This is a genomic window from Nonlabens sp., assembly GCF_047636915.1.
In the GTDB taxonomy this organism is placed as follows: Bacteria; Bacteroidota; Bacteroidia; order Flavobacteriales; family Flavobacteriaceae; genus Nonlabens.
Window position 1 is genome coordinate 1 of record NZ_JBLIGN010000065.1, and the last position, 14446, is coordinate 14446.

Consider the following 14446-nt stretch of genomic DNA (forward strand, 5'->3'; position numbering starts at 1 on the left):
ACAAGAGAAACTGTTAAATACAAGTTTTAGCATTTCAAAAGACTGGAACCGTATGGCTTTTCAATTAGAGGAAAAATTGTCTAATAGTTTGCAACAGTTAAAGAGTAGTCCTGTGCTTCCTGGGACGGTGCAACTTACTGCTAATGGCCAGCTTATTGTATTGATGCGCGACGCGCAGACCACAGGCGGTTATCCTCGGGTATTGCAATTGGAAGAGGAATCAATTTCTAAAATATCACAGAAAAGGGTAGGAGAGAAGGTAGACCTAGTAGTGATTTAATTTGATATGTATAACTACAAATAGCTTTTAAAAGGAGTCTTAGCCTTATCCTTAGGAAGATTTTCTGTCTGTTCTTCTTGATCTTCCATAGTTTTACGTTTGTAGTCGCTATATCCGTTTTTTGAAATAATTAAATCCATTTGTTTTTATCCAAAGATAATACTATGCAAGCATAGTGTTATATAAATATTTCTTAAATTTTAACGGTTAAATCTGTAGTATTCTAAATATAAGGGCACTGTTTTTAACGGATTAGTAGATAAGCACTTTCTGTATGGTATGGTATGGTATGGTATGGGATTTGTTTAGGCAGTTGTGCTTTAGAAAATACCAGCATTTTTAAAATCTTTTTTGAATTGGATAGCCTCCGGATATTTAAATAAATAGCTAACCTATGAGTAAAGAAAGTTAGCTTGCCAATGTAATAGGTTTAGCAATTTTAGTTTTTTCTGCTGCAGGAGTCTTTTATCACTTATGGACGGCACTTTATAAAATCTAGAAGTTGAAAATCAATCCTAAAACACTTAGGTATAAAGTCTCAAAAACCTAGTGAAAAGCTTTGGATTTATTTTAGTGCTGGGGTTCTTGATCCCAATTGGTTTTACTTTATCTGCTGCAATAGCTTTGCTACAAGACGGGATCTAACTTCCTATAGCAGGTTATTTAGGTAAATGAGCTCTTCTCATTAGCTTTCTAGTCTCTTTGCTCGGAGGAGATGGTAGTAATTGCGTAAAAGACCAATGTCTTCTATTATAGTACCATTAAATGAGAGTGCTTGCCAGGCGGACTTTAAATTCAAAAACTCCTGTTAATTCAGCTTTTATTAAGAAAAAGACTACATTTTTATATGTATCTTAAAATAAAAAATGAGTACACAAAACCTAAACCAAAGAGAAGCAAGAGAAAAATACTTAGAACTTTCTAGAAATATTAAAACCGCCATGATGTTGACAGAGCTAGGGATTGCGCCTATCCATGCCATACCGATGGGATCCAAAGAAATACTCGATAATGGAGATGTTATTTTCTTTAGTAAGTCTACCAGTGAGCACAATGCCAATATTGAAAAAAACAGTCAGACGCAATTAATTTTTAGCGACGTGATATCTAAAGAATTTTTAAGCGTTTATGGAACAACACTTATTTCTAAAGACAAAGACTTAATAAAAAAGCACTATGACAACTTAGATGCCAATTGGTTTGAAAGTAAAAATGACCCAACACTTACGGTGCTTATTTTCAGTCCGCATGAAGGACATTACTGGGATAATAAGACGAATGCTCTTATTACCTTGGCAAAATTAGCCTACACCAAAGCCACTGGCGACGAGACAGAAGTAGGAGTATCAGGTAGTCTGAACATGTAAACCAGTACAACTCCATGAAATGAAGACTTTAGAAGCAATGATCAAAATATAGTTTAAACAGAAAAAAGCCGTTCCTCAGATCGGCTTTTTTTATGGGCTTTAGTGAAGCGAAAAGTGATGAAGCTATCCAATGAATTTGACCTTTTTAAGGGGAAGAATGTAAAACTATGAACTAGCTAGCTGTTGATCATAGACCACATTCTGTTCTCCATATTTTTTTAAATAAGAACGTATGATCTGATTGGTATGATAGTTTGCAGCTTTGCGGTCTAGAAAGTCTTCACAATCTTCCATTGTAGCGATAGAAGCCTGTTGGTCTAAATATCCAAAACCTTGATACTCGCCATCTTTTACCATCACAAAGCAAGATTCTTCAAGAGTCCTACCAGATTGCTTGATAATGTAGTTGGGATTCTGATCGTGCAAAGATCTAATGGCTTGATTGGCTCTTATATTATACAGCGATACCAACTCTGTCTTTTTACAAACACCTTTACAATTTTTGAGCTTGTAATGAGACGTACAATCGGTTTGAGTTTTAAAACTACAATATCGAGGACATAAATTAAAGTCTGCACAGAGTTGTTCTAATTGCTCTACGGCATGTGCTCGATCATAGTGAGTCACTATAGAATAGTCATAAGACTTCACCAGTCCTACCGCAAACTGAATGACGCCCAATTGGTTTTTATAATGCAAGATTTGGTAAGCGGCGCGAGGTTTTTTTTGAGCGCTATTAAATTTTGGATAATACTGTTTGATGAGATCTGCTTCTTGTAATAAAGCGACCAATTCATTACCTGTGGGAATGTGTTCTATATGGTAGATCTCTTGACACATGAGATACGACTTACTGGTCTTAGAATAAAAATGAGACAGTACCCGTTTTTTAATATCGATGGCTTTACCGACGTAAATAACCTTTTGAGCCTGATTTTTAAATAGATATACCCCTGGAGTATTTGGTAACTCATCAAAAAGAGACCGGTCTAAATGCGGCGGAAAAGTTCCTTCTTTATTACTCCCGTTTAGAAACTTTGTAAACTCTTCTCCATCTTGATCTATTTCTAGCAATCTTTGAAATAAAGTCACTGTTGCATCCGTATCCCCTTCAGCACGATGTCTATTTTCTAGAGAGATTCCTAACGAGTTGCACAATTTCCCTAGACTATACGAATTCATTCCAGGGATCAACTCTCTGGACAGTCGCACTGTACAGAGCTTTTTACGCTTAAAGTCGCAGCCCAAACGTTTGAATTCATTGCGTATAATGTTGTAGTCAAAGTTGACATTATGAGCTACAAAAATAGAATCTCGTGTCATGCGCTCAATTTCATCAGCCACTTCAGAAAATAAAGGAGCAGCAGCCACCATTTCATTATCAATACCAGTAAGACCCGTTATGAAATCTGGAATCAAACTTTCTGGATCGATAAGTGTACTGTATTTTTCAATCACTTCACAGCCTAGCATGCGCACAATACAGATCTCAGTCATGCGATTATTGCTCATTCTGTTACCAGTAGTCTCGATGTCTACCACACTATAGGGTTGTTCTTTAAAATTCACTGGATTGCTTTTATTTGGAAATGTTCCAAAATTATGGATTTATTCCTAATAAAAGATACTCGTTCTTACTTTTAACAGAGTTTATTTTTATGGCGCTTTCGCGAAAGCGGATCTTAATTCATAGTTAATACCACAGGAGTTGCCCCTTTTGATTTATGCCTACCGCAAATATGATAATTCCAAAAAAGTGAATGTAAAATTTTACTAAAATCAGACCAAATGCATAACAATAGAATTTATAATGATATTGCTCAATATATAGTGAATTGCTTCCAGTCCAAGCAGCCAGTAGTTTTTAGGCTCGCTGTTCCTCGGTTTTACCCTTGTTTCAAGTACTAATTTAGCCTTAAAAAGTAAATAGGAAAGCCAAGGGATTCTTCTTTTTTAATGATCTTAAATCCAAATTTCTGATACATTTGAGCATTGCTTATGGATGCTGCATCTATGATCACAGGCAGCTGATTGTTCTTAAACTTATTTCTGACTTTTATCATTAAACGAACAGCAGTCCCCTTACCGTCAGATTCCCTTTTAACCCCAAGTATAACGGGTCTTATATGTTCTTCTTTTGGATAGTTTTTATGTGCTATACGCTGCCTTTTTATCACACTACAAATACGTTCTATACCTATACAGTTAAATGCCATTTTAACGTCTAGAAGTATGGTTCTAAAGGTGATTTTTTCTAGATGGGGGAATTTTAATAAGATACATGCTTTCTCATTATCTGATATATAAACTTCTCCAAAAAGTAGGGCTCTTTCAAATAAGTATTCCATCAACACCTGCATGCGCCCTGCTCTTTTTTGATCTTGTTTTACCACAAGATTTATAGAGTTTTCTTCCGTCAATGGTAAAAAGGCAGAAACCAATATCTCGGATACTAGTTTCTTGTCTAGATGGGTCGCTTTTCTCAAATTGACAGCATTATTTTGTTGGGATGGGTAAGATAAATTGACATCGTTCTTAGTTAGTGAATAATTCAAATATAATATTTATCTGATACACAATAGACAGACTAGAACTAGTTAACTCTCCAACTACCTATTCCTCATCCCATTCATAGGATGTATGGCTCTTGTGACATAAGAAGCGTCTTTTTTTTAGAAAGTGTGGCATGAATAAAAGAAATACCTCCTAAATGCTGCTGCTCCCAAAAGTTATAAAGGAAATAAGCCTTTCTAAACAAATCAAGAATTTACATCAAGACAACTACAGATGGGCAACATCAAGGAAGGGAGGACCGAGGCTTGATGCACTTTTAACTAGTACAAATACACCTACTACCACCTACTTTAGAGCACGCCCATTCCGGTCATAAGGCATTATTTTTAAAGAATAATTCACAGTTGCCCAATTGATTCTCAAATGATCAAGGTTGTTCTTGCTTATTATATAAACACTGCTGTTAGCTGTTCTATTTTCAAATGGTACACTATTGATAAGGAAGGATTCTTCACAAGCATTTCTTGATCTGTTAATGTAGCGATGCGTCCTTTTACAGTTTGCATAGGATTATAGGCTTGCCTCACCATTTGATGGAGATGAAGTTTTAACTGTTGCAAGGGGTTATCTTGTTTTTACTATTTATTTTTTCAAGCGCCATATTATTCTCTGTTCTAAAACCATTTAATATTGGAACATTTAAAGTGCTGACAACTTAGCTGATGAAGATGTTAAAGCACCCGTTTCCCCATTATCCTAACTTCGAGAACCTCAGTATAGATTGAAGATTTTTATAATCCCGATAGTGATCGGGAGAAAGACCCTTTTAACAAACATCGAGAAAGATTCCAAGCGATACCGCTCTAAAGCCTTATGACCAGTTAAATAGTATTGAGATGTTTCAAGTGATTCCCCATTCCTTTTGATGTCTTTCACGTTTAATTTCGAATTCAACTTTCTTTTTCATTTAAAAAAATAAAAAGAAACCCCACTACTTAAACAAATCCAGAAAAGCCTTCTTGTACGTCTTAGTAATAGGGACGCGGTAATTTTCTCCTAGTACTACATAACCTTCGTTTTCAAAGGCTCTAACGGCTTTTATATTTACAATATGCGATTTATGACATTTGAAAAAATAGTCGTCTAAATAGTCGCTAAATTTACCTAGATTATAAGAACTTGTTAATATTTTACCATCCATAAGGTGAATTTTTGTGTAGCCGTCATAACCTTCTAGATGGATTACTTCTTCCTGTGGGATAAAAGAAATCCCTTTTTGAGTAGGGACTTTTAATTTGTGATCGCGGTCTATAATTTTGTTGAGTAGTTCTACCAGATTTGTATTAGAGTCGGCGGCTTTTTTTTCAATATTATCAATGGCTTTATCGAGGGCTTTTTTGAGTTCATCTGTATCTACTGGCTTGAGGACATAGTCTACCGCATTATTCTTCAAAGCTTCTAGCGCATATTCATTATAGGCGGTAGAGAATATTACTTGAGAGGTGAGCGTAGGAATATGCTGTAGCAGTTCAAATCCAGTCATTCCAGGCATTTGAATATCTAGGAATACTATATCTGGAGCATTTTCTATGATGGATGCAATGGCTTCTTTAGGCTCTTGAAAGGTGGCAATAACTGTTACTTGATTTCCTACTTTAACCACTTTGTTATGTAAGTTTTGCAGTGCAGAGAACTCATCATCTACTAGTATGGCGCTATATTTTTTCATAGGTCAGTCTTTTAAGTTGGAAGCATACTTTGTGGCCTTTATCTTCTTTTTCTGGAAAAGCCTCTTTGTGTTCAACGGTTATTTCCCAAACCCCTGTTTCTTGCAAAAATTTTAAACGATCTTCTAGTACAGAAGTAGATTTTAATCTATCGCCTTCTTTTTTAACTTGATATCCTTTACCATCATCTTGAATACTTATTTGAATTTCATTGTTGCTTATACGCAGGAACTTTAATAGTACTGTTCCTGTTGTTTCTTTATGAAATACACCGTGATTTACCGCATTTTCTACAATGGGTTGAAGTAACATACTGGGTAATTTATCGGTCCGGTCTAACTGTGGATCGATTTCAAAAATATAATTGAGTTTGCCTTTAAAGCGCAATTGTTCTAATGCTAAGTAGTTGCTAAGCAACTGTATTTCTCTTTCTACACTTACTAATTGTTCTTTTGAGAGTTCAAAAAACTCTCTGATCAAGCGAGAGAATTTCACCAGATATTTATCTGAAGTCTCAAAATCATTTTCATTAATGTAGTATTGAATAGCAGTAAGAGAATTAAAAACAAAATGCGGATTCATTTGCGAGCGCAATGCTTTGAGTTGTAATTCTGACAATTTTTTAGAACGTAGTAGTTCTTCATTACGTTTTTTTTCGGCATTACGGCTGAGGTGTTTTGTGCTAAAAATGACCATAACCACAAGAAGAAGTATCAATGTTAAATAAAATATCCAACTTTGATACCATCTAGAAGATATTGTAAAATCAAAACACCTGATCAATTCACCATTTTTTATTTGCAGCTGGTATTGGTCTGGATTTAAATCAGAAAAAGTAAGATTGCTGGATGTAGTGGAAGTCCATTCTTTTTGACTGGGAGAAAGTTTAAATTGATAAGAAAGCATCGCGTTGGGTCTGTAATCAATAGCTTTTACAATAAAATTAAGATTGTTGTTTCCTGAGTAGGATTCACTCGCTCCAGAATGCACTGTTTTACTTTTATAAGTAGCTTCTTCAATGTATATATTCACTAATCCTGAGGTAGGTTTGTAATCCTGTGGTAAATGAATAATACCCTGATTAGTAGCTACTAGTAATTCATCTTCTAACTTCTCTACACCGTTTATTTTATTTGTGGGGAGTCCATTAGTAGTATTCCAGATGTGTTTGAGTTGAAAACTATCCCTTGCAAATTCATAATGATAAATCCCTGCGTTTGTCGGTAAATAAAGTTCCTGGTTTTCAAAAAAGGCATGATCACAAGAAAGAAATTCGCTTTTTTCTAATAGTTGAATGTTGTTTAAATCAGTGAGATAAGCTCCGTATCCGTTTGTAGTAAGTAAGAGTTGATCTTCGTTTATTACAGTGATGCTATTTACTGGATATGCAAATTCTTTATGCACCCCATCTAAGTCTTCAATTTTACCATTTATCAACGTTTTTAATCCGGTAGAAGTGCCTATAATAAGCTCTTCTTTAAAAACAGTTAAGCAACGTGCTCCAGGTTGCATATATACGTCAGCAACATCCATACTGAAGGGGTTTAACGCTGATATTCCTGCGGTTTGATTGCTGTACAGTAAGTCTTTATGATAAACAACTGACCGTGCGAGTTCGTTTTTAAAAGGAAAAGTAAAAGTGAGCCTTTTTCCTTTGTGCAGGGTAATAATTTCATGATCGCCTAGGTAATATTTAGTATCTGTTTCTTTTATATAAGCAATATCATATAGAAACTGAGGAGATACTAGGTCTTTAATAAATTCACCCTGTTCTTTATCGTAAACGTAAAATCCTTTATCATGTATAAGCGCATAAATAGAGCCGTTAACTTTTTTAATATCATTTACTTTTGAATTGGGGAATTCTTTTTTTATTTGAAGTTCATTGATATTGTATTTATAAATACCATTTGAAAAAGTGGCTGCCCAAATATTATTTTCTTTATCCATAAAAGAGCTGTGAGAGGCTAAGAACTTAGGGAGCACATATTTTTCCTTCACACTGAGGTCTTCATTTAAAATACCAATTACGTTCTCTCCGGTAATTTGAATTTGATCACCTATTAAATTAATTCTTGCCAGTTCTAATCTTTTAATTCCAAGCTCATTTTCAAAACTGAATCTGTGGATGGTTTCAGAATTGAGATGAAGTACATTATAAGAATAATCTGTCATCGTAAAGTATAAGCTGTCGGTTTTTTGACCTCTGCTATAGCTGCTAAAAAAGTCTGTGGAGTCGCCGATAATTTTTATTTGATTCCTGGAATCTACCAACATAATTTGATCCTCTTTATGTTGTGCTAACAGTTTGTAATTTTTGTTTAGTAGAGGTGTAGCGAGCTTATAAACAGAGTCTTCTTCGATCAATCGCCATTTATTCCCTTTAAATCTATACGTGTTTCTAGAGCCATTTGCCATCAATTCATTACCGTCAAAATTAGCATAGATAGGACTCATAACTTCATTATTTTCTGTCGGGAAATTATATACTTTATCGTTGAGGATATATCCCATGCTTTTACTTTTTGCAGCATACCATATTTTTCCATCTTGAGCGGGAAAAAGATTCCAGACATCATTTGTTGGTAAGCCGTCTTTAGTGGTGAAAATTTTGAATTCGCTACCGTTAAACTTTACGATGCCTTCATCTGTAGCGATCCATATAAATCCATGTATGTCTTGGGTGATTTTGTAAACATGATTACTAGGCAATCCGTCTTTTTCAGAATAGTTCGTATATACCTGAGCAGGAACTGAAAAAGCCCAGATACATAACAAAAAAGCTAACCATGTTTTAATCATGACCCTATTTTACGACTATTTCCTCACTTATCTTGGATTGCCTTCCATCAGTTGTAAAGACTTTTATAGCATAGGTGGCGTTTTTGTTACCGCTTTCGCGAAAACTTAATTCCAATGATCTATCGTGCTGCACCAGTTGCCCTTTTTTATTTTTTTTATAAATAATAAAAAAGGTATTCTCATTTTTAGTAGGGTAATTCCAGGTAAGCGTTATCTCATTTTCATTACGTTTTACCCTTAGGTTTTCTATAGGAGCGCGCATACCTGTATCGTAAGCTTTTCCTTGAACTGGAAAAGCATATTTAGAGGTATTGTTACTGTCATCAATAGCACGCATGCTGTAATAGTAGGTTTTTCCTTTTCCTACTGCATTATCTATATAGGTCGTTTGATCTTTTTCAAGGTTGATCAATTGGACCCATGGTTCTTTCATATCGGTTTTGCGATATAAAATTTGTTCTTTAACATCGATACTTCTACTTTGAGAAAAAGTGAGTTCTATACCGTCTTTGGTAGATTTACGGTGTTTAAAAACGGGAGTTGTAGGAGCAATTTTATCTGGTCTTTTCACCTTTAATATCGCCGATTTCGCCGAGGTGTTGTGATTAAAGTCTAGTGCTTCAGCTTTGTAGTAGATATAAGGCGTAAGCGATTTCAATGTTACGGTATCCTTAAAAATAGTTTGCACTGGGTTTTTAAGGCTATCTAAGGATAAAAAACCTTCTCTAATAGCTGAGAATTCATGCTCTTCAGCATTTGATCTGTATAAACGATACCCCATTAAGTCACTTTCAGGATTCTTTTTGATAGCTATAGTAACTATTCCTAGAGAATCAATTTTACCAGACAACACTATAGGCTTAATGGGAGGGATGCTGTCTATTAAAGTAACCGCTACTGGAAAAGAAGAACTGATATTATTTGCTGTATCCACTGCTTGTACGAGATAATAATTGGTCTTTCCTTTTAAGAAACTTTTATCAATAAATTTTGTGGCTCCCTTAGGCAGTAACTTATCATGTAGTAAGGAGAAATAGCCATCGTTTTTATCAGATCGCGATACCGCGAATCCCTTGAAATCAGCAGCGATGGGAGCTTTCATTTCCCACTCTACGAGAACCTCATTTGGTTTTGTATGTTGTGGTTGCTTTAGAAAGGCTTGTTGAGGAGGTGTAAGATCTCTGGGCATTCCAACGACTTCGGCAAACAGCAAGCGTTCTCCAAAAATTGTCCTTCCATAAAATCTATAGGTGTATTTTTGATAATTGATCAAGCTATCTTCATTAAACGCCGTCCTTTTGGGTCCTTTATATCCTTTACCTCTCAAGGCATAAATAGGGGCATCATTGAGCTGTATACTTTTTCCATTTATAGTACGCTCCACGTCAACTCCAGATAACTCTGGAATATCTTCCCACACAAAGCTTAATTCGGTGTCGCCAGTTTTAGTGAAGACTTCATTTTTATAAAGATTTTCTTGGGCAGCGGCAATAATGTCAACTGGCACTGGATCAATCGTATAAACAGGCACATTACCTACCAGTTTTACTCTGTAAGAATAAGAAACCCCTCGTTGAACCGTATTATCTATAAAGGACAGTCCCATACCTTGAGCGGCATTGGTGTTTTTTATAGCGGTAAGAACAGATACCATAAACTGGAAATCTTCGTCTCCTTTTTGTGCTCTTATAGCACCGATTCCCTCTGTAAGGTCCAAATTACCTCCATTTTTATCGCCACTAGCTGCGGTAAAATCTTGTGCTATTTCGAGTTGTATTTTTTCTTCTTCTGTAACGGCTTTGTCCAGTACTTCTTGCCATTGTTGTATGCTAAATGCCTTTGTTCTCCCTATTTCAACATAATTGGAAGCCTTGCTATTTGCCCGTTCTATAATAAACCCAGACTGTAACCCTATGTCTAGAGTCCTTTTACGATCTGGAAAGAAACGTAACTCTATAGAGCCGTTAGAATATCTTGCGGCTGTTTTTATAGAGCTGGTTGGTTGTTGTTGCGCTTTCGCAAAAGCGAACACAAAAAAAACTATGCATATCGATACTAAGTTCTGTGTATGTTTCATGTCTTTCATATTAAAATGCTGCTGGTGCTCCTAGTGCAATTAAAACCATTGGACCAGTTCTAAAATTCTTAACTACAGTTTGAGTAACAGGCGTACCGTTATTTTTCAATGCACTGCTCCATGACGTTCCATTGTATTCTTTAAGTGTTGCGGTAACTGTAAATTTATAATCACGATCCACACTTAATGTATTGATAACAGGATCAGGATCTGGCGGGAGGTCATCATAATCATCACTAGGTCCTGGGGATGGATATAGTGCTATTCCCATAGGAGCAGCTCCTATTCCGGGCATAGGTGCAACTGCAGGAGTAAATCCTAATGGTGCGGTATAAGCGCCTACCATAGGAGCGGCTACACCCATTCCTCCTATGCCAGGAGGAGGAGCAAGCATAGCAGGTAAAGCTGGCAGTGCTCCTATAGGTGGTGTTTTTGTATATAAATATTCACCTAGGTTGTTTTCATTTGTGGTAAGGCTTGCATGTTCCCATACACCTGATGTCTCATTTTTAATTTTCAGATTTTTACTGACTTCCATTTTAAAGGTACGCATTTCTACCGTGCCATTGCTTTGCTGTTCTGAAACATCAAAGACTTCATTCGGTACCAATCCATACTTTACAGCTAGAGGCTCTTCAATAGGGAAATTATTTGTGGTATTGGGATTTATGTACTCTATCAAAGCATTTTCTTGGGCTGCAGCTGCATCACCTTGGGTTACTGGAACACCGCCACCAGCGCCACCATTTCCACATTGTACTCCTTTTTCAAAGTCTTTATGAAAGCTAAAGGAAATAAGGTCAAATATGGTAATGTTGCCATCAATAGCACCAGCTACATAATATGGATTTGGGAATTCTCCAGTTATCCAGGCTCCAGCAGCGATACTTGCTACTGTGACATTCCATTTTACACTTCCATTTTTTTTGTATTTCTTTACTCCAGCAGCCGCTGTTCCATACATTCCTAGTCCGCCTTTTGCTCTCCATCCATTGATGCCTATAGGTGTGTTTCCATCACAACTACCTAGGTATTCCATAAAAGAGAGATGAAGCTCAGCTCCAGCAGATAAATTATAACTCAACACGTGTTTTTTATTATCATTGGAATATTTGGTAAGTTGCTTTTCACCGCTTTTATCAAACATAAAACCTATTCCTAGAGCAAATCCTTTTCCAGTTTCTGTAGTACTGCCCACGCCGCCAGTGGATGCACCACCTGTGCTAGGGTAGACGCCTAACGCGTTGTAATATCCTGTTTCAAAGGTGCTCGTAAATCCTCCAGGATATGGAATGTCGTTGCCGAACATCAAATACTCATAAAGGCTGATTCCAAATACATTCACGGTATTCAAGTTAGCTGGTTCTCCAAATTTAAAATACCAATTGTTAGTCTTTCCATTAATATCTAACACTAAATTTGCTGGTGATGGAGTTGTGATAGGAGTCGCATTTACATTCACATTTGCCGTAAGGTTGAAATGTTTTTGTGGGAAATCATAACTTACAGATACATCCCCAGACACTTTTGCTTTATGACGTTTGTCAAATCCAGCACCTATATAGAATTCTCCTGTAAAACCTATATAGGTCATACCACCAGAGCCAGAGAATGTTCCTAGCAATTCCATATCGGCATTGAAAGTTTGTTCTTTAGGAGTCGTTGCCATTACGGCGTTTGCCCTAAATCCTAGCGAACTGTGTTTAGGTGTAAAGGTGTATGTCATTCCAGAAGCGGTAGGTTCCATATTATTAAATGCTCCTCCACCGAAACCTCTAAATGCCATTCCAGGTAAAAAGGTAATTCCTGGAGCTGGGAATGTCGCTTCAGCCTCTACCCTCCAATAACGGTAACGTCCTGTGTGTAAATAGGTAGTATTACCAAACTCTGCTAATGCCGTTAATTTGATGCCTGGCCCTTTAAAGTTGGCTTCTAAACTACCTATAAACCCATCTCCAAAAACAGGATCATTATTTCTAAAACCTATGGAACCTTTAATATCTACTGCGGCAAGATTTGCATATACGGCAATAGAATCAATAACACCACCTATAAACTCTGGCTGGAATCTTTTTCCACCAGTTCCCGACTCATCATTGATCGCCATTACTGCCCCTAAAGTGGTCATTCCACCTATTTTATCGGACAAATTAAAGATAACATCAAAATTCATCTTACCGTGAATCAGCTGATTTCCAGTAGTCGTTAAAGGATTGTATTCAATGTTATCTATGGTAACAGGGAAATTCCCCATTCTCTTTTGAGGACTAGCAAAGGCCCATTGCCCAGCGTCAAAAGTCAGTTTTTGCGCGGCACTAGTGTCGTAATCAAAACCGACCCCTTGAAAGGAAAGCTCCATATTGATTTCATTAACGGGACCTATGGTGGCATCTTCCCAAGTAAAATCACCATTTAGATCTAGTGAAAATGTCTTTTTGTCTTTATCAAAATAACCACTTAAGTTAGAAGTGTCATCTAGCGTAAAGACACCTTGTAAAAGGTCATTATTGATATCTTGATCTGGCTCGATGATGATTTGAAAGTTATTGTTTTCAGCAGGATCCAGCGGACTATTAAACAATGCTGTGTAGGCAAGAGAGTCCTCTAAACCACTTTGATCGTTTACTGGTATAGCTATACGTCCTTCTATTCCTGCTTCAACAAAATTACTGGATTGAATTTCCAGATAAACTCTATCTATACTGGCTACCATATCTCCCACTTCTGCGCCACCAAATGCGATCAGGTTTTCTACTTCTGCCTCCAGAGTAATTCCTGTATCATCTATAATCATGTCATTGATACTAACTTCTATAGGGTCACCACCTGGAGTGTTCATTTTATTAGGGGAGAATTTCACTGTTAATTCTGTCATATGGAACCCGTGAAATAGGTTGGTGGTTTCTCCTGAATAAATAGCAGGGAACGCAATTCCTGGAGCATTCATCGTATCTGACCAGTCGTATGAAATATCATCTGCAAGTATAATAAAATCATGAGCACCCGTATCTGAAGGTGTTCCAGATGCTACATCAGGAACTGTGCTGGCAATGACAGATTCTTCCAAGTTTCCTACGAGAACCATACCGTCCCAAGTAGCACCACTAGCAACAAGATTTGCTATGGAGCGTTTTACTCCGTCATCGTCTACCACAGGAATTAACCATTCTCTCGTAAAGTGAACATCGAGCTCAATACTATAATTGGTGATACCTAATTCGCCCCATTCTATATAACAGCCAGCATTATCTACGGTAGGTGCTTTAAATTCAAAAGTTATTTTTCCATTTACGTTTCCTATTTCAATATCCTCAAGTAGTTCTAATCTTTCGGGAGGCCATACTGGAGCTAGAATGTGATGTTTAATATTGATTGCTCTAAACCCTACGAGTTGTATGGGTCCCCATTCTACAGGAGTCGTTTTTGCCGCTACGAGATTAAATTCAGACTCATCTGCTCTAAAGACCATTTCTGTAATAGCGAGTTGATCACCACTTGGGAAATTAACTCCTAGGGGCATTTTTACAGGTAATACAGCTCCAGTTACAGGATCGTAATCAATTTCTTGACCAGTTTGAGTGGAGATCCAGTCCAATACATTTTCTGCTTGTGGATGTGATATATTCACACCACCTACAACCCCAAGCGCCCAAGCAAGTGGATAAACTGGAGCGGTATC

At 36.8% G+C, this 14446-nt stretch carries 8 protein-coding genes and 1 pseudogene; 2 read left to right on the forward strand and 7 right to left on the reverse strand.

The window, feature by feature from the left end; all coding sequences use genetic code 11:
• A pseudogene (locus tag ACJAT0_RS09780) lies at positions 1–280 on the forward strand (allophanate hydrolase subunit 2 family protein); the annotation flags it as partial.
• Between the two features lie 866 nt (positions 281–1146).
• Entirely contained in the window at positions 1147–1647 is a 501-nt protein-coding gene (locus tag ACJAT0_RS09785; protein ID WP_415181505.1) for a pyridoxamine 5'-phosphate oxidase family protein, read from the forward strand.
• A gap of 165 nt (positions 1648–1812) precedes the next feature.
• On the opposite strand, the gene ACJAT0_RS09790 is transcribed toward ACJAT0_RS09785, so the two are convergent.
• From ACJAT0_RS09790 to ACJAT0_RS09820, 7 genes are all read right to left on the reverse strand, one after another.
• A complete protein-coding gene (locus ACJAT0_RS09790) occupies positions 1813–3216 on the reverse strand; it encodes an exonuclease domain-containing protein (protein WP_415181506.1) in 1404 nt (467 codons plus the stop codon).
• Positions 3217–3551: 335 nt separating this feature from the next.
• Positions 3552–4202, reverse strand: coding sequence for a GNAT family N-acetyltransferase (locus ACJAT0_RS09795; RefSeq protein ID WP_415181507.1), 651 nt, complete (start codon positions 4200–4202; stop codon positions 3552–3554).
• Between the two features lie 405 nt (positions 4203–4607).
• A complete protein-coding gene (locus ACJAT0_RS09800) occupies positions 4608–4781 on the reverse strand; it encodes a hypothetical protein (RefSeq protein WP_415181508.1) in 174 nt (57 codons plus the stop codon).
• 371 nt (positions 4782–5152) lie between these two features.
• Positions 5153–5890 carry a LytR/AlgR family response regulator transcription factor gene (locus ACJAT0_RS09805; RefSeq protein WP_415181509.1) on the reverse strand — a complete coding sequence of 246 codons (738 nt, stop codon included), beginning with the start codon at positions 5888–5890 and terminating at the stop codon, positions 5153–5155.
• A complete protein-coding gene (locus tag ACJAT0_RS09810) occupies positions 5877–8690 on the reverse strand; it encodes a histidine kinase (RefSeq protein WP_415181510.1) in 2814 nt (937 codons plus the stop codon). Before ACJAT0_RS09810 ends, ACJAT0_RS09805 begins: the two co-directional genes overlap by 14 nt.
• A 4-nt stretch (positions 8691–8694) precedes the next feature.
• Positions 8695–10767 (reverse strand): hypothetical protein, encoded by a 2073-nt coding sequence (locus ACJAT0_RS09815; RefSeq protein WP_415181511.1) that lies wholly within the window; start codon positions 10765–10767, stop codon positions 8695–8697.
• Positions 10768–10777: 10 nt separating this feature from the next.
• Positions 10778–14446: hypothetical protein (locus ACJAT0_RS09820; protein WP_415181512.1), on the reverse strand; the 3669-nt coding region annotated here is incomplete at its 5' end.